Raw genomic sequence first — 15,382 nt, forward strand, 5'->3', positions numbered from 1 at the left:
AGACACGCGGACGAGCAGCGCCGCGGACAGAACAGCAAGGCAACCAAGGCATCACGGACACGGGTTCGACGAGGAGCGGTCACAGTGCAGCGCTGGCGTGGCTTGGAGGACATCCCCCAGGACTGGGGGCGCAGCGTCGTCACCATCGGCTCCTACGACGGGGTGCACCGCGGCCACCAGCTCATCATCGAGCACGCCGTGAACCGCGCCCGCGAGCTGGGTGTCCCCGCCGTGGTCGTCACCTTCGACCCGCACCCCAGCGAGGTCGTCCGCCCCGGCAGCCACCCGCCGCTGCTGGCCCCGCACCACCGCCGCGCCGAGCTGATGGCGGACCTGGGTGTGGACGCGGTGCTGGTGCTGCCGTTCACCACCGAGTTCTCCCGGCTCTCCCCGGCCGACTTCGTCGTCAGGGTGCTGGTCGACCGGCTGCACGCCAAGGCGGTCGTCGAGGGCCCCAACTTCCGCTTCGGCCACAAGGCCGCCGGGAACGTCGACTTCCTCGCCGAGCAGGGCAAGCTGCACGACTTCGAGGTCGAGATCGTGGACCTGTACGTCACGGGGTCGGCGGGCGGCGGCGAGCCGTTCTCCTCGACCCTGACCCGGCGGCTGGTCGCCGAGGGCGACGTCGGCGGCGCCCGCGAGATCCTGGGCCGCCCGCACCGCGTCGAGGGCATCGTCGTGCGCGGCGCGCAGCGCGGCCGTGAGCTGGGTTTCCCGACCGCCAACGTCGAGACCCTCCCGCACACCGCGATCCCCGCCGACGGCGTCTACGCCGGTTATCTGCACGCGCAGGGCGAGGTGATGCCGGCGGCGATCTCCGTCGGCACCAACCCTCAGTTCGACGGCACCGAGCGCACGGTGGAGGCGTACGCGATCGACCGCGTCGGCCTCGACCTGTACGGACTGCACGTCGCCGTCGACTTCCTTGCCTTCGTCCGCGGCCAGGCCAGGTTCGACTCACTGGACGCCCTGCTGGAGACGATGGCCGAGGACGTCAAGAAATGCCGCGACATCATCGCGGCGGACACTCGGCCCGCGTAACGGCCGAGGCCGCCCGGGCCGCCGTCCCTGCGCGGCCGGCGTACGGCCCCGCCCGGACGCCCGCCCCGGCCCGCCACCACGCGAGTCGGGGCTGCCACCGCCGGGGCACACCCCGGCACCGCGCAGCCGCCGCCACCCCCGTCGCCCCAAGACGGCTTCCGTTCCCTCACGGCGAAGGCGTCGCCGCCCCCGCTTCCGTCCTCGCGTGCGCCCAATGGCACGCCACCTGAGCCGTGCCGTCGCCTGTCAGGATCCCCGGGTCCTCGGTCCGGCATGACGCGGCGACGCCCGCCCGTTCCGCCTCGCCGTTCGCCAGGATCTGGCAGCGGGCGTGGAAGCGGCAGCCGCCGGGGACGCGGGAGGGGTCCGGCGGTTCGCCGGTGAGGACCACCGGGGCGCCCGGGGCCTCGGGCAGCACCGACAGGAGGGCCTGCGTGTAGGGGTGCCGGGGAGCCGTCAGCACCTGCTCCACCTCGCCCGTCTCCACGATCCGCCCCAGGTACATCACCGCCACCCGGTCGGCGATGTTCCAGGCCAGCCCCAGATCGTGCGTCACCACCAGCGCCGACAGCCCGAGTTCGGTGCGCAGCCGCAGCAGCAGCGCCAGGATCTCGCCGCGCACCGAGGCGTCCAGGGAGGCCACCGGCTCGTCGGCGACGAGCAGTTCGGGTTCCAGCACCAGCGCGCCCGCGATCACCACCCGCTGCCGCTGCCCACCGGACAGCTCGTGCGGATAGCGCAGGAAGAACCGTTCCGGCGGGCGCAGCCCGGCCCGCGCCAGGGCCCCGGCGACCGCCGCCCGCTCGTCACCGCCGTGGCCGTGGATGCGAAGCCCCTCCGCGACGGCGTCGTACACCGTGTGCCGGGGGTTCAGCGAGCCGCTCGGGTCCTGGAGGACCAGCTGCACCCGCTTGCGGTACGCCTTCAGCGCCCGCGAGGAGGTGGCGAGCGGCGTGCCGTCGAACAGGACCCGGCCCGCGGTCGGCGGGACCAGGCCGAGCAGCGAGCGGGCCAGCGTCGTCTTGCCGCAGCCCGACTCGCCGACCAGTGCCACGATCTCGCCGGGCCGGATGTCGAGGTCCACCCCGTCGACGGCCCGGGCGGGCGGCGCGCCGTTGCGCCCGGGGAAGGTGATGCGCAGGTCCGCCACGCTCAGCAGCGCCGGCGTGCCCGTCGTCGTGCTCGTCATACGGTGCCGCTCCTCACTTCCGCCTCCTGCCCGGCCGCCGGCGGCGCCCCCTCGCCCACGTGCACGCACGCCGCCCGCCGCTGAACGCCCGCCGCGCGCAGCACCTGGTCCTCGGTGGCGCACCGGTCCAGCGCGACCGGGCAGCGCGGATGGAAGGCGCACCCGGACGGGACCGCCGCCGGGTCGGGCGGATCGCCGGGCAGCCCGCGCGGCGCGAACCGGGACGCCGGGTCGCCGATGCGCGGGAACGCTTCCGACAGGGCCCGCCCGTAGGGGTGGCGGGCGTCGTCGTAGACCTGCCGGGCCGGGCCCTCCTCGACCACCCGGCCCGCGTACATCACCGCGAGCCGGTCGCAGGTGTCGGCGAGGACCGCCAGATCGTGGCTGATCATGATGAGGCCCACGTCCTGCTCGCTCACCAGTTCCTCGATCAGGCGCAGGATCTGGGCCTGGATCATCACGTCCAGCGCGGTGGTGGGCTCGTCCGCGATGATCAGCCGCGGGTCGCAGGCCAGCGCCATCGCGATCATCACGCGCTGCCGCTGGCCGCCGGACAGCTCGTGTGGGTACGCGCTCGCCCGCGCCGCCGGCAGACCCACCTGCTCCAGCAGCTCACCGGTCCGCTTCCGCGCACCGGCCGCCGTCGCCTTCCGGTGCAGCAGGATCGGTTCAGTGATCTGGTCGCCGACGCGGTGCACGGCGTTCAGGGAGTGCATCGCGCCCTGGAACACGATGGACGCACCCGCCCACCGCACCGCCCGCACCCGCCCCCACTTCATCGCGAGCACGTCCTCGCCGTCCAGCAGGATCTCCCCGCCGACCCGCGTCCCGGCCGGCAGCAGCCGCAGCAGCGCCAGCGCCAGCGTGGACTTGCCGCACCCGGACTCCCCGGCGATGCCGAGCTTCTCACCCGCCGCCAGCGCGAGGTCGACCCCGCGCACGGCGGCGGCCCCGCCCGGATACGTCACCTCCAGGCCCCGTACGTCCAGCAGACTCAACGCGACACCCCCAGCCTGGGGTTGAGAACGGACTCGACCGCGCGCCCGCACAGCGTGAACGCCAGCGCGACGACCGCGATCGCGATGCCCGGCGGCACCAGGTACCACCAGTCGCCGGAGCTGACCGCCCCCGCCTCCCGCGCGTCCTGGAGCAGCCCGCCCCAGGACACGACCGTCGGGTCGCCGAGCCCGAGGAAGGCGAGCGTCGCCTCGGCGAGGATCGCGGAGGAGATGATCAGCGTGGTCTGGGCGAGGATCAGCGGCATCACGTTCGGCAGCACATGCCGGGACATGATGTGCCAGTGCCCGCCGCCGAGCGCCCTGGCCCGCTCGATGTACGGCCGCGACTCCACCGCCAGCGTCTGCGCCCGCACCAGGCGCGCGGTGGTCGGCCAGGTGGTGACGCCGATGGCGAGGACGACCGTGCCGAGCGACCGCGACAGCACGGTGGCCAGCGCGATGGCGAGCACCAGCGTCGGCATCACCAGGAACCAGTCGGTGACCCGCATCAGCACGGTGGCGTACCAGCCGCGGAAGTGGCCCGCGGTGATCCCGATGACCGCGCCGATCGCCACCGACAGCACCGCCGCCAGCAGCCCCACCAGCAGCGAGACCCGCGACCCCCAGATCACCAGCCCCAGCAGATTTCGCCCGAACTGGTCGGTGCCGAGCGGGAAGTGGCCGCTTGGGCTCTGCAGGGGCTGCCCCGGCGCGTCCGTCACGCTCGCCACGTCCGGCCCGACGGTCAGCGGCGCGGTCAGCGCGACCAGCGCGAACAGCACCAGCGCGGCCAGCCCCACCACCCCCGCGCGGTGCCCCCGGTACTCGCGCCAGAAGCGGGCGGCGGAGGCCCGTCGGCGCTGCCACGCCAGGGCGCGCGGCCCCGGCGCCGCGACGGTCCCCGCCGTCTCGCCGGCCTCCGCGGTCTCGGTGGTCTCGGCACTCGTCATCGGCCCACCCTCGGATCGAGCAGCGGATACAGCAGGTCGGCGAGGGTGTTCATCACGATCACCGCCGCGGCGAAGACGAAGAACAGCCCCTGCACCAGCGGCAGATCGGGCACGCTCAGCGCCTGGTAGAACAGTCCGCCGAGCCCCGGCCAGGAGAACACCGTCTCGACCAGGATGACGCCCGCCACGGTCCGCCCGAGATTGACGAAGATCAGGGTCACGGTCGGCAGCATCGCGTTCGGCACGGCGTGCCGGCGCCGCACCAGATCGTCCCGCAGCCCCTTGGCCCGCGCGGTCGTCAGATAGTCGCCGCCCATCTCGTCCAGCAGCGCCGACCGGGTGACCAGCAGCGTCTGCCCGTACTCCACCGCGACCAGCGTCAGCACCGGCAGCACCAGATGGTGGACGACGTCCACGACGTACGCGAAGCCCTCCTTGCCGCCGCTCTCCATGCCCCCGGTCGGGAACAGCCCCGGGATCGGGCCCGCGCCCACCGACAGCACGATGATCAGCAGCAGCCCCAGCCAGAACGACGGGATGGAGTACAGCGTCAGCGCCAGACCGGTGTTGAGGCGGTCGCCGAGCCGCCCGTGCCGCCACGCGGAGCGGGTGCCGAGGAAGACGCCCAGCGCCGTGTAGAGGACGAAGGCCGTGCCGGTCAGCAGCAGCGTGTTCGGCAGCGCCTCGGAGATCTTGTCGGTGACCGGTACGTGGAACTGGTACGAGGTCCCCAGATCCCCGGTGAGCGCCTTGCCGCAGTACTGCGTGAACTGCCGCCACATCGGCAGGTCGAGACCGAACTCGCGCCGGTAGGCGGCGATCTGCTCGGCGGAGACCGGGCGGCCCCCGGTCATGAACTTCACCGGGTCGCCCGGGATCAGCCGGAACAGGAAGAAACTCGTGACGAGCACGGCCAGCAGCGAGACGGCCGCACCGCCCAGCCTGCCGGCCACATAGCGGGCGTACGCGGCGCCGTTCCGCGCCGACCGGGCCCGCGCCACCGCGCCCGGCCCGGAACCGTCCGGGCCGGCGACGGTCGCGTCCAGGGCCGAGGGTGTCGCTTCAGCGGTCATCGGTACGCGTCCCTACTCGCGGTCTTCCGCGGTGGCCCGGCGGCGCGCCGCGAAGAGCACCGCGAGCCCGCCGAGGACGACGACGCCGGCGACGATCCCGATCACCACGCCGGTGGACGTGCCGCCGCCGGAGGAGTCGCCGGAGTCGGCCGGCGCCGCCGACCACCAGCTCCAGTAGCCGTCCTGGCCGTAGATGTTGCCCGCCGCGGACGGCATGGTGGTGATCGACTTGATCTGGTCCGTGCGGTAGGCCTCGACCGCGTTCGGATAGGCCATGACGTTCATGTACCCCAGGTCGTACAGCCGCGACTCCATCCGCTTGACGATGTCCGCCCGTTTGGCGGGGTCGTACTCGGCGAGCTGCTGCGCGTAGAGCTGGTCGTAGGTCTTGTCGCAGATGAAGTTGTCGGTGGCCCCGGTGTCCTTCGGGGTCTGCGGGCGGGCGGCGCAGGTGTGGATGGAGAGCACGAAGTCGGGGTCGGGGTTGACCGACCAGCCGTCGAAGGCGAGGTCGTACTTCCCGGCCAGCCAGGGGTCGGTCACGTTGTCCAGGCAGTCGAGTGTCACCCCGATGCCGAGTTTGCCCCACCACTCCTGAAGGTACTTGCCGACCGCCTTGTCGTTCGGGTCGGTGGCGTGGCACAGCACGCGGTAGTCGAGCGGCTTGCCGTCCTTGCCGACGCGCTTGCCGTCGGCGTTCTTCTTGTAGCCCGCCTGGTCGAGCAGCTGCCCGGCCTTCGCCGGGTCGTACGCCAGTTCCTGTCCGGCCGACGGCTGCCAGTAGTACGACGAGAAGCGCGGCGGGATGTAGCCCTGGCCCTCGACGGCGTGGCCCTGGAACACCTTGTCCACGATCGTCTTGCGGTCCACCGCCATGAACAGCGCGTGCCGCACCCGCTCGTCCAGCAGCGACGGGTCCCCGTCACCGAACTTCGTGCCGTCCTTCGCCTGCGCGCCCGGGTTGGTGGCCAGCGCGTAGAAGCGGCGGCCCGGGCCCTCGTTGACGTGGATGTCCTTCTCGCCCTTGAGGGAGGCCGCCTGGGCCGGGGTGAGCGAGGGCGAGCCGGCCACGAAGGAGACCTCGCCCTTGCGCAGCGCGGCGACGGCGGCGTCCTGGTCCTTGTAGTAGCGGAACACCAGTTCGTCGAACTTCGGCGCGCCCCGCCAGAATCCCTTGTTGGCCTTCAGCTTGACGTAGCTGTCCGGCTTGTAGTCCGTGAGGACGAACGGCCCGTTGCCGACGATCGGGAAGCTCTTGTCGTTGTTGAACTTCGAGAAGTCCCGGACCTTCTCCCAGATGTGCTTGGGCACGATCGGCACGTCGAGCGCGGTCATCGTGGCCTGCGGCTTCTTCAGCCGGATCACCAGCTGGGTGGGGCTGGGCGCGGTGACCTTCTCGAAGTTGGTCACGAAGCTGCCGTTGGCGGTGGCGGCGCCCGGGTCCGTCATCATCTTGTTGAACGTCCAGGCCGCGTCCTCGGCGGTGGCCTGCTGTCCGTCCGACCACTTCGAGTCCGACCGGATCGTGTACGTCCAGGTCAGCTTGTCCGGCGACGACTGCCACTTGGTGGCCAGACCCGGGACGGCGTGGGCGTCCTTGGGGTCGTAGTTCGTCAGGTACTCGTACATCAGCCGGCTGACGCTGGTGCTGAGCAGCCGCACGGCCAGGAACGGGCTGAGCGAGTCGACGCTCTGCGCGACGGCCACGGTCAGCACCTTGTCGCCGTGCCCGTCGTCGGCCGCGCCGGACTGCTGCGCGGCCGAGGCCGCCGGGGCCGCGAGGCCGGACGCGAGGAGAAGGGCGCCGGCGCCGGCCGCGGCGAGGAGCCGCGTCCTCCTGGGGCGGGGCCTGGTGCGGCCTCTGCGTCCTCTGCCGTGCTGGTCTTGTGTGTTCATGGCTCGGTGACCTCGCGTCGTCGCTCGCGGGGGCGGGTGCGCCCCGCGCGGGCGGGTTTCGAACAGATGTGAACAGGCCGAAACGGAGTGGAAGGGTGTGAACGAGCTGGAAGGACCTTGATCGGGTGGCGCGCCGACGGAATGAAGTGAGTGTCTATCAGCGGCAGTCTGCGCGCGTCAACGGTTCGCCAAACCCCGTGTGGCCTGCGGAAACAACGAGTTGACCACGATGTCGCTCCCATTGGTCGAGACCACTGACGCCTTCCTGGTGAGGGCGTGGCGGCGTGTTTCCGCCGGTTCTGCCCTGCGAACGCGCGAAGGCCCGCGCCGTCGGGGACGGCGCGGGCCGGTCAGGGTCGGGCAGCGGCGGTTCGGTGCTTTCGGGTCACTGCTGCGGGGGAGGGGGCGGCGGGGTCTCGCCCCCCTGCGGCGGCTGCGGCTGCTGGGCCTCCGGGGGCCGGCCCTGCGGGGACTGTGCCTGCGGCTGGCCCGGCTGGCCCGGCTGGGGTGGCTGGGGCGGCTGCTGCGGGTAGGGCTGCCCCGGGTAGCCGTAGCCGTACTGCTGGCCCGGCTGGGGCTGGGCCTGCTGCGGGGGCAGCGGCTGGGCCGGGAACTGGCCCGGAGCCGGCGCCTGACCCGGGTAGGGCTGTCCGGGGTACGGCTGGCCCGGGGGCTCGGGCATCGGCTGCTGGCCGTAGGGGTGGGGGTAGGCCTGCTGGCCGGGCTGTGCGGGCTGACCCGGCTGTGCGGGCTGACCCGGCTGGCCGGGCAGCTGCTGGGGCTGCTGGCCGGGGTAGCCGTACCCGCCCTGCTGCTGGCCCGGCTGGGGCTGGGGCTGGGGTTGCGGCTGCGCCGGGGGCTGGGGTGCGAACTGGCCGGGGGCGGTGGGCTGACCGGGGTGCCCCGGCTGTCCGGGGTAGGGGGACTGGCCGGGCTGCCCCGGCATCGGCTGTCCGGGCTGGGCCGGGTACGGCTGCTGGCCCGGGTACGCCGCCTGGCCCGGCTGGCCGGGGTAGGGCTGCTGCCCGGGGTACGGCTGACCCGGCATCTGCTGACCCGGCATCGGCGGGGCCGCCACCGGCGGCGGGTTGCCGTCCGAGGTCCACAGCCCGTGCGCCTGCTGGTGCCGGACGAAGTCCTCGGCCACCAGCGCCGCCAGATTGAAGTACGCCTCGCGCACCTTCGGGCGCATCATGTCGAGGTTCACCTCGGCGCCCGCCGCCAGGTGCTCGTCGAACGGCACCACGACGACCCCGCGGCAGCGCGTCTCGAAGTGGGCGACGATGTCCTCCACCTTGATCATCTTGCCGGTCTCGCGCACCCCGGAGATCACGGTCAGGGACCGCGAGACGAGGTCGGCGTACCCGTGCGCCGACAGCCAGTCCAGCGTCGTGGAGGCGCTGGACGCGCCGTCCACGGACGGTGTGGAGATGATGATGAGCTGGTCGGCGAGGTCCAGCACCCCGCGCATCGCGCTGTAGAGCAGACCGGTGCCGGAGTCGGTGAGGATGATCGGGTACTGGTTGCCCAGCACGTCGATCGCGCGCCGGTAGTCCTCGTCGTTGAACGTCGTGGACACGGCCGGGTCGACGTCGTTGGCGATGATCTCCAGACCGGAGGGCGCCTGCGAGGTGAACCGCCGGATGTCCATGTACGAGTTGAGGTACGGGATCGCCTGCACCAGGTCGCGGATGGTCGCCCCGGTCTCCCGTCGCACGCGGCGGCCGAGGGTGCCGGCGTCCGGGTTGGCGTCGATGGCGAGGATCTTGTCCTGCCGCTCGGTGGCCAGGGTGGAGCCGAGCGCGGTGGTGGTCGTCGTCTTGCCGACGCCGCCCTTGAGGCTGATGACCGCGATCCGGTAGCAGGAGAGCACCGGAGTGCGGATCAGCTCCAGCTTGCGCTGCCGCTCGGCCTCCTCCTTCTTGGCGCCGATCCGGAAGCGGGAACCGGCCGCGGCCGGACGGGTGCTGCGCGCCTTCTGCTTCTTGTTGTTGAGCAGCCGGTCCGAGGACAGCTCCACCGCCGCCGTGTAACCGAGCGGTGCGGCACCGGGGTTGGTCGGTTGCCGCTGGTCGTGCTGGATCGGCTGTGGCCAGGCGGTGCCGGTCCGCGGATCGACGGGCTGCTGCGGGGCCTGCGGCGCCCAACCCTGGGGCTGCGGGGCGCCGGGCTGACCGGGCTGCGGCTGGGCGGCGCCGGGGTGCCCGGGCTGGGGCTGTCCCTGCTGGGCGGGGGCCTGCGGGGGCGTGGCCGGCTGGGCGGCGGCGGTCTGCTCGGGGGCTCCCGGCTGTGCCGTGGCCGAGGGGTCGGCCACGGTGTCGGGGCGCGGCTCTCCGTCCGGCCGAGGCTGGGGCTGTCCGGGCTGTCCCGGCTGGGCGGCGGCCTGCGGGGCGGGCGACTGGAAGCCGTAACCGCCGGGCTGCGCGGGCGGGTTGGGCGCGCCTGGAGTCTGCGGGAAGCCGTAGCCGCCCTGCGCCGGGTTCGGTGGCGCGGGCTGTGTGGCGGGGGGCTGCGGGAAGCCGTAACCGGCGGGCGGCGCCGGGGGAGTGGGCGCACCCGGCTGCGGTGCGCCTTCCTGCGGCGCACCCGGGACACCCGGCGCACCCGGAGTGTTCCACGCGGTCGGCGCGGGCTGCGGGGCCTGCGGCTGGAAGGGCGGCTGCGGATAGGGCGGCCCCGGCTGAGCCTGCTGCCCCTGCTGCTGGGGCTGCGCGGGCCACTGGTTCGCGGTGGCCGGAGCGGCGGGCCGGTAGGCCGGCGGAAGCGGCGGCACCACGTCCTGCGGCGCCGGCGGCGGACCCCACTCCCGCGGAGCCTCCGGTACGGCGCCCTCGGCACCCGCCGCCGGAACGGCGTCCTGCACGTCGTCCGCCTGGACGGACGGAGCGGCACCGGCGACGCCGCCACCGGCGGCCGAGTCCGACCCGGGCACGGCGTCCCGCACCGCGTCCGGCACGTCGTCGCGGGACGCGGCGCCCGCGGCCTCGTCCTGCCCGGACGGGGCGGCCTCGGGCGAGTCCTCCGCGTCCCCCGTGCCCTTCGCCTCCGGCGTGGAAGCGGCGTCGGCCTGCTCCCCGGCGTCCCCGGTCACGTCCCTACGGGCGCTGTCGGCACCCTCCTCGTCGGCGTCCGGCCCACTCTCGGCCTCGGCCGCCCCGGTCCCCTCGGCGGCGGGCGCGGTGTCGTCTCCGCCGTCCGTACGAGCGCCCCCGCCTTCGGAGGCGGCCTCGGAAGCATCGTCGCCCGGGGATGCCGGAACCCGGTCCTCCGCGCCCGGAGCCGTACCGTCGTCCACGGCCGTCCCAGTGCGTCCGGCACCGGCGTCGGCCGCTTCGGCCGCATCACCCGCGGAGGCGTGCCCGAAGTCGCCCGAGCCCGCGCCCTCGGCGGAAGCCGGGCCGCCGTCCGGTGTCACCGTGCCCTCGCCCGAGGGCTCGCCGATGCCCTTCGCCGCGTCCCGTTCCGCGAACTCCCGCTTCAGCGCGGCCGCGGAGATCCGCATCGTCGCGCCGCTGACGAGGTCGCCGTTCCCGGCGGGCTCCGCCTCCGGAGCCAGGGGCGCGGCGGTGGGCGGTGCCGGAGGCGCGGCGGGCGGCGGCGTCCAGGCGGGCTGGAAGCCGCTGCCCGGCGGCGGGTCGGGCAGCTGGACCGGCGGACCGACCGGCGGGGGCGGCGGCGGAGTCGCCGGCGCGGCCGGGGCGCCCTGCGCGGAGTCGCCGCCCGAGGACGGCGAGTTCTGCGTGTACCAGGCCGGCGGGGCGTAGTCGATGGTGAACTCGCCCGTCGCCTCGACGGCGGACGCCGCGTCGGACTGGTCGTCGCCAGGCGTGGCCCAGCCCCCGCGGTTCCCGTCCCGATCGCTGTTCACAGTTCCTCCTGGTGTGGTCGAGCACCCTCATGCCGTGCTGGGGCGACCGTTGGCGTCCAATGGGGTCGGTCGGAAGCGGTCGCCGGCGGAACGGAACCGATCCGGCCCGCCCGGCCTCCCCCGGGGCGCCGACGGCTCAGCCGCGGGTTCCGATGTGGCGCCCGGTCCCAGCCTAATCACCACGGGCGCGCTCATGGCAGGCCCGTCCAGCCCTCCGCGCCCGTCGACGGCGTCACGGCGAGCCCCGCCGACCGCACCCGCACACGCGCCAACCGGTCGAAGGCGGACGAGACATCACGACGCGGCCGGCCGCCCACCGCAGCGAAGCAGCGGCCGACGGGGCGTGAACTCGGCGTCCGCGGAGGGACGAACCGGTCAGATCCGCCCCATCCCGTTCGCCGGCAGTCCCGGTGCGGCGCCGTGCGGCGCGACGACACGCCCCGGTCGCCGCCGTCGTCCCGGCCGTCGCCACCGTCACACCCGGGCCGTCAACACCCCGGCCGCTCAGTCCATCCGCCGGGGCGTCCCCAGCAATCCGATCTCCGCGTCGGTCGGCTGCGTCATCACGTACTGCCGGTCCCTGTCGGCGCACCACAGGGTGACGCCGTCGGGAAGCGTGGGCAGCGACTCGACGTCGGGGCGCGGCAGCGCCATCGTGCGGCCCAGTTCGGCGGCCTCGTCCGGCGAGATCCGCTGCACGCCGACGAGCCGCGCCTGCCGGATCAACCGGGGCGCCACCGGACTCAGGTACGGCAGCAGGGTCATCACCGACTGCCAGGGCCCGGAGACCACCCGCCCGCGCGGCGGCCGCATGCCGCAGTCGCGCACCACCAGCACCGGGGTGCCCGCCGACGCGCCCTGCGGGGGCACCCGGCCCACCTCGTACACCGCCAGACCGTTCTGCCCGCCGCCCATGGCGTGCACCATCTGCATCCACGCCTGCGCGCGGCCCGTCTCCACGGCGACCCGCGCCCCGGTGGCCGCCGCGCGCAGCGCCAGCACCTGAGCCGTCCACAGACTGCCTATCAGGACCACGTCGTATGGCGTCGGGCGGTTGACCCCGAGGACGGCGGGCTGCCCCTCGGCGTCCACGCCCACGACGACGCCGTCGTCGCCGATGGGCAGCGCGAGCGAGTCCACCTGCTCGGCGGAGAGCGCGTGCCGCGCGTGCCGGGGGCCGATCAGGCCGAGGCCGCTGCGCAGCCGGTCGCGCACCCGTGCGGCCGCGGACGGTCCAGCGGCCGGGGAGCCGGCCGGCTGTGCGGTCGTGACGGTCATCGGGCGCCTCCCAGGGGCAGCGTGGCGAGCATGCCGGGCGTCTGTTCCCGGTCGAGCCGGGCGAGCTGCGCGCCCGCCTGCCGGGCGGCGTCTTCCAACGCCCGCCGCGCGGCGACCAGTTCGTCGTCGCTGCGACCGGTCACCCGTAGGTGCCCGCACAGCGCCGTCTCCTGCCGCTCCGCCCGCGACAGCGTCAGACTGAAGGTGGTGGCCAGCGCGGGCACGCTGGTCATCCCCGCCACGATCTGCGCCAGCGAAGCTCCCCCGCCGCCCAGTTGGGGCCAGCGGCGGATCCAGTAGGTGGTGTGGCGGCGGTTGTCGCAGCGCCAGCTGCGGCCCAACTCCTCGGTGCGCCGCTCCCGGGCCTCGGTGCGTCCGGCCTCGGCCGTCACCAGCGGGTTGGCGCACGCGGAGGTGGCGAGGGCGGCGGTCAGCTCCTCCTCGTTGAGCACGGTGGCGCGGAACCCGGCGCCGGTCAGCCGGCTGGCGAGGTGGTCGGTCACCCGCGCCAGGCACTTCTGCGCGCCCTCCAGACCGCCGCCGCGCGCCGCCACCGCGTCCCGGCACAGTTCCGGGTCCAGCTTCAGCGCGATCCAGGTGATCCGGACGGCCGGGGCGCCGGTCTGCGCCTGCAGCGGCGCGTAGTTGGTCACGGCGACCGAGTGCTGCGGCAGGTGCAGCGCGGGCGCGGGCTGGGTGTGCAGGACGATCTGCGCCGACTCCAGCCGGATGCCGTCCACCTCCAGCGCGTCGCGCACCAGGGCCACCGGCAGCGGCTGCCGGCCCCGGTCGGCGCGCAGCGCGGCCACGTCGGCCTCCACCTGCACCAGGGCGCTCACGAAGGTGCCGTCGCCGATCATCCCGACCGGGCGCCGGTCCCGGCCGCCGTAGGAGTGGGTGCGCAGCGTGGGATCGCACTCGACGACGGGCGCCAGGCCCGGCTCGACGTCCTGCGGGGGCGGGGTGCTCGCGGCCTGCCGTCTGCGGGCGCGCAGTGCGAGCAGGGTGCCCAGCCACTCCGGCAGGGTGCGGCCGCGGCGGCGGACGAAGGCCAGCGCCACCAGCCCGGCGGCGACCACCGAGGCCGCGACGAGCGCGACCGTGCCGACCGCCCAGCCGCACAGCACCAGCGCCACGGCCAGCTCCAGCAGCACCAGCCGCTGCCGGGCCGAGGTGCCGCCGCTGCCCGGACGCGAGGTCAGCCGGGGAGCGGTGAGGGGGCCCGCGGAACGCCGCCAGGCCGACGCGGTGCCGCGGGGCGCGCGGGAGTCCGGCCGCCTTCCGTCGCCCGACCGTGACCCCGATTGCGATCGCGACCGGGCCCGTGCTGCGGAAGCCATCACTGCAAAACCCCCGAACTCTCCCGAATCCCTCGTGCACGGCCCCTTCCGGGCCCCAGCACCCTACCCGTGCCGCGGGCGGTGCGCCGCAACAGGCATAGTAGGGGCCGGTGCTGACAGCCGAGGCACCAGAGGCAGTTCGGGGGACGGGCGCGGAGAGCGCGCATGCTCCACACCCCCTTCACAGCTCTGCACGGGGAGAGAGCGGAACAGATGGCATCACGGCGGGACGAACTCAACGCCTACACCTTCGCGAAGCGCCGCATGCTCGCGTCCTTCCTGCGGCCCTCCGCGTCGGGTTCGGAGGAGGGCGCGCCCAAGCCGTTCGGCGCGGTGGTGCCCGGCGTCGTCGTCGGCGCGGTCGTCCTCGCGGTGTTCGGCGGCATCGGCCTGTTCAGCCCGACCGCGCCCAAGGGCTGGGACACGCCCGGAGAACACGTCATCGTCGCCAGCAAGTCGACCACCCGGTACGTGGTGCTGAAGACGGGCAGGCAGGTGCAGCTGCACCCGGTGCTGAACATGGCGTCCGCCAGGCTCCTGCTGGACCCCGGCAAGGACAGCGTCATCACCGTGGACGAGAAGGTCCTCGACAGCGGCAAGCCCCCGCACGGCGCCACCATCGGCATTCCGTACGCCCCCGACCGGCTGCCCGCCCCGGAGGAGGCCGAGACCGCCAAGCGGTGGGCGGTGTGCGAACGCCCCGGCGCCGGCGGCCGGGCCATCCAGAAGGCGGCGTTCGTCCTCGCCGAGAAGGAGTGGTCCAAGGTCGAGGGCCGCGACCGGACGACCGGCGGCGACCTCATGTACGTCGTCGGACCCGACGGCAAGACCCAGTACGTCATCGACGCGCGCGGCTACCGCTACCGGCTGGCCGACCCCTCCGACAAGGAACTCCTCAAAGCCCTCGACACCCAGGGCCGCGCACCGCAGCGCGTCTCGCAGGAGTGGCTCGCGACCTTCCACAAGGGCGACGACATCGCCGTCCCGCACATCGACGGCGAACCGGGTGCCAGGGCCGGCGCGTTCAGCGGACTCCAGCAGTACGACCGGTACGACAAGATCGGCATGGTCATCAAGGCGTACGACGGCCGGCGCATGCAGTACTACGTGGTGCAGCGCGGCCAGGTGGCCCGGATCTCGGAGTTCACCGCCACGCTCCTGCTCAACAGCCGCGACCTGGTCGGCGTCGGACAGGCGGGCGAGGCGCAGCAGGTCAGCCCCGGTGCGGTCACCGACAGCACCGCGTTCAAGGACGACATGACCTGGCCGCTGTACAAGCCGAGGACCGTCAACGACGGCGCCGCCGCCACCAGCGGCCGCAACACCGTCTGCAACGTGCTGCGCTCGGTCGATGGACACGGCGCCACCACCCTGTCCACCTGGGTGGGCACCGACTTCCCCGCCGATCTGCCCACCGGCTCCTCCAGCGCGTACGTCACCGCCGGATCGGGCCTGCTCTTCCGCCAGTTCCAGGGCACCGCGACCCAGGCGGGCGGCGTCTTCCTGGTCACCGACACCGGGCTGCGCTACGCCCTTCAGTCCAACAGCGACAGCGCCACCGACGACAAGGGCATCGGCACCACCGCCGAGCAGCGCAAGCAGGCGCTGACCGAGGCGAAGATCGCCCAGACCCGGCTCGGGTACGCCAGGGTCGACCCCGCGCCCGTGCCCATGGAGTGGTCGACGTTCCTGCCGACCGGGCCGCGCCTCTCGGAAGCCGCGGCCCGCCAGCCGCAGGGCTCGTAGCCG

10 protein-coding genes are annotated in these 15,382 nt (G+C 74.0%); 2 read left to right on the plus strand and 8 right to left on the minus strand.

The genetic code is table 11. The annotated features are described in order from the left end of the window. Positions 1–84 precede the first annotated feature (84 nt). Positions 85–1,041 (plus strand): bifunctional riboflavin kinase/FAD synthetase, encoded by a 957-nt coding sequence (locus tag AB0N63_RS33570; protein WP_365535249.1) that lies wholly within the window; start codon positions 85–87, stop codon positions 1,039–1,041. Positions 1,042–1,207: 166 nt separating this feature from the next. Here AB0N63_RS33570 and AB0N63_RS33575 read toward each other — a convergent pair whose 3' ends face one another. From AB0N63_RS33575 to eccE, 8 genes are all read right to left on the minus strand, one after another. Then, positions 1,208–2,230 (minus strand): ABC transporter ATP-binding protein, encoded by a 1,023-nt coding sequence (locus tag AB0N63_RS33575; protein WP_365535251.1) that lies wholly within the window; start codon positions 2,228–2,230, stop codon positions 1,208–1,210. Next, positions 2,227–3,228 (minus strand): ABC transporter ATP-binding protein, encoded by a 1,002-nt coding sequence (locus AB0N63_RS33580; protein WP_365535255.1) that lies wholly within the window; start codon positions 3,226–3,228, stop codon positions 2,227–2,229. The genes AB0N63_RS33575 and AB0N63_RS33580 overlap by 4 nt, the downstream gene beginning before the upstream one ends. Beyond that, positions 3,225–4,178, minus strand: a complete 954-nt coding sequence (locus tag AB0N63_RS33585; RefSeq protein WP_365535258.1) for an ABC transporter permease — start codon at positions 4,176–4,178, stop codon at positions 3,225–3,227. The genes AB0N63_RS33580 and AB0N63_RS33585 overlap by 4 nt, the downstream gene beginning before the upstream one ends. Continuing rightward, complete coding sequence (locus AB0N63_RS33590) at positions 4,175–5,251, minus strand: ABC transporter permease (RefSeq protein WP_365535260.1); 1,077 nt, start codon at positions 5,249–5,251, stop codon at positions 4,175–4,177. Before AB0N63_RS33590 ends, AB0N63_RS33585 begins: the two co-directional genes overlap by 4 nt. A gap of 12 nt (positions 5,252–5,263) precedes the next feature. Continuing rightward, positions 5,264–7,147, minus strand: a complete 1,884-nt coding sequence (locus tag AB0N63_RS33595) for an ABC transporter substrate-binding protein (RefSeq protein WP_365535262.1) — start codon at positions 7,145–7,147, stop codon at positions 5,264–5,266. Positions 7,148–7,532: 385 nt separating this feature from the next. Then, a complete protein-coding gene (locus AB0N63_RS33600; RefSeq protein WP_365535263.1) occupies positions 7,533–11,015 on the minus strand; it encodes an SCO5717 family growth-regulating ATPase in 3,483 nt (1,160 codons plus the stop codon). 504 nt (positions 11,016–11,519) lie between these two features. Continuing rightward, positions 11,520–12,293 (minus strand): hypothetical protein, encoded by a 774-nt coding sequence (locus AB0N63_RS33605; protein ID WP_365535265.1) that lies wholly within the window; start codon positions 12,291–12,293, stop codon positions 11,520–11,522. Next, on the minus strand, positions 12,290–13,633 hold the full coding sequence (gene eccE, locus AB0N63_RS33610; protein ID WP_365535268.1) for a type VII secretion protein EccE: 1,344 nt from the start codon (positions 13,631–13,633) through the stop codon (positions 12,290–12,292). The genes AB0N63_RS33605 and eccE overlap by 4 nt, the downstream gene beginning before the upstream one ends. A gap of 213 nt (positions 13,634–13,846) precedes the next feature. Between eccE and eccB the strand changes: the two genes are divergently transcribed. Further along, positions 13,847–15,379: a type VII secretion protein EccB gene (eccB, locus tag AB0N63_RS33615; RefSeq protein WP_365535270.1), complete on the plus strand. Its 1,533-nt coding sequence runs from the start codon at positions 13,847–13,849 to the stop codon at positions 15,377–15,379. Positions 15,380–15,382: the final 3 nt, after the last annotated feature.

The organism is Streptomyces sp. NPDC093260, from assembly GCF_040683715.1.
GTDB lineage: Bacteria > Actinomycetota > Actinomycetes > Streptomycetales > Streptomycetaceae > Streptomyces > Streptomyces sennicomposti.

Bases quoted from the DNA above. Each gene is read 5' to 3' on its own strand.
- AB0N63_RS33605 (WP_365535265.1), bottom strand. From the start codon at position 12,293: ATGACCGTCACGACCGCACAGCCGGCCGGCTCCCCGGCCGCTGGACCG.
- AB0N63_RS33590 (WP_365535260.1), bottom strand. From the start codon at position 5,251: ATGACCGCTGAAGCGACACCCTCGGCCCTGGACGCGACCGTCGCCGGC.
- eccE (WP_365535268.1), bottom strand. From the start codon at position 13,633: ATGGCTTCCGCAGCACGGGCCCGGTCGCGATCGCAATCGGGGTCACGG.
- AB0N63_RS33595 (WP_365535262.1), bottom strand. From the start codon at position 7,147: ATGAACACACAAGACCAGCACGGCAGAGGACGCAGAGGCCGCACCAGG.
- eccB (WP_365535270.1), top strand. From the start codon at position 13,847: ATGGCATCACGGCGGGACGAACTCAACGCCTACACCTTCGCGAAGCGC.
- AB0N63_RS33575 (WP_365535251.1), bottom strand. From the start codon at position 2,230: ATGACGAGCACGACGACGGGCACGCCGGCGCTGCTGAGCGTGGCGGAC.
- AB0N63_RS33585 (WP_365535258.1), bottom strand. From the start codon at position 4,178: ATGACGAGTGCCGAGACCACCGAGACCGCGGAGGCCGGCGAGACGGCG.